The 1257-nt window shown below is 59.7% G+C and carries 1 pseudogene; it reads right to left on the reverse strand.

Going from position 1 to position 1257, the window contains the following annotated elements:
* Nucleotides 1–208: 208 nt before the first annotated feature.
* Nucleotides 209–1195, reverse strand: a pseudogene (locus tag FTT84_RS17850) (type IV secretory system conjugative DNA transfer family protein); the annotation flags it as partial.
* Nucleotides 1196–1257: the final 62 nt, after the last annotated feature.

Here is a 1257-nt window from a genome sequence, read left to right on the forward strand (position 1 = left end):
AGTCATTTGAATGATTTCTTCTTGGTCTACGTGTCATAAAATACTCCATATATTGATGTTTATAACATCATTTGGGGAGCAAAATATCACTTATAAGTGTTGTTCAAATTTCCTGATCCACCTCTGTGGCTCAACCTGCGAAAAGAAACGAGTTGCTACGTAAGTCCGAGAACATGCTTTCCATGGTCTCTGAGCTCGCCTTTGGGACCGACATATCGGTGGAGAGCACCCCGCTTCGTTCGTTCTCGCTCTTGTTCAACAGCTCGCGCGCCGACGACGCGATGACGGGATGAACGCCAGCCTCGCCGAGATGCGGCGTGTCCATCATGGCGCGCAAGGTCGCCTCGACCGGGCGGCGGGGATCGGACAGGAAATTGGCGACGCCCGCCAGCGTCTTGTCCTTCTCCGCATAGAGAACATGCAGGATCGCGCCGACCAGCAGGCTATGGCTGGTCTTTTCCCAATGATTACGCTTGTCGAGGCTGCCTTCGGGATCGACCAGAATATCCGCGATGTTCTGCACGTCGCGGACTTCCCACTCCCCCTGCCGCACCTCCAGCAACGGATTGTAGGCCGACGATCTGGCGTTCGTGGGATCGAACAGCAGGACGCGGCCGTGCTTCGCGCGAAAGCCGGCCGTCAGCGTCCAGTTCTCGCCCTTGATGTCGTGGACGATGCAGCTTCCCGGCCATGTCAGCAGCGTCGGCACCACCAGCCCGACGCCCTTACCGCTGCGGGTCGGCGCGAAGCATAAGACATGCTCGGGACCGTCATGGCGCAGATAGTCTTGCGTATGCCGGCCGAGCACTACGCCATCGGGGCCGAGCAATCCGGCCGCACGGATTTCCTTGTCTTCCGCCCATCGCGCCGATCCGTAGGTGGCGATGTTGCGGGCTTCCCGCGCTCGAATGATCGACATGAGGATGGCGGCGGCGATGGCGATGAAGCCGCCCGATACCGCGATGATGCCGCCCTCGACGAAGATAGCGGGCGCGTAGGCGTCGAAGGAAAACCACCACCAGAAGAAGGCCGGCGGATAATAGACCGGCAGGCCCGCCAGATCGAACCATGGCGCTCCAAGCTGGGGCTGGAAGCCGAGGCGAAAGGCAACCCATTGCGTCGCCGCCCACGTCATCACCAGAACGATGGTGATGACTACGGCGATCTGACCCCAAAGGATTCGGCCTCCGCGCAATGCAGGCTCCAGTCGGCAAAAGAGACGGAGCCGATCAGAGAGTAGGCAAAATCGGGACGGGC

The sequence above is a fragment of the Acinetobacter sp. YH01019 genome (assembly GCF_013420285.1).
Classification (GTDB): Bacteria; Pseudomonadota; Gammaproteobacteria; order Pseudomonadales; family Moraxellaceae; genus Acinetobacter; species Acinetobacter gandensis.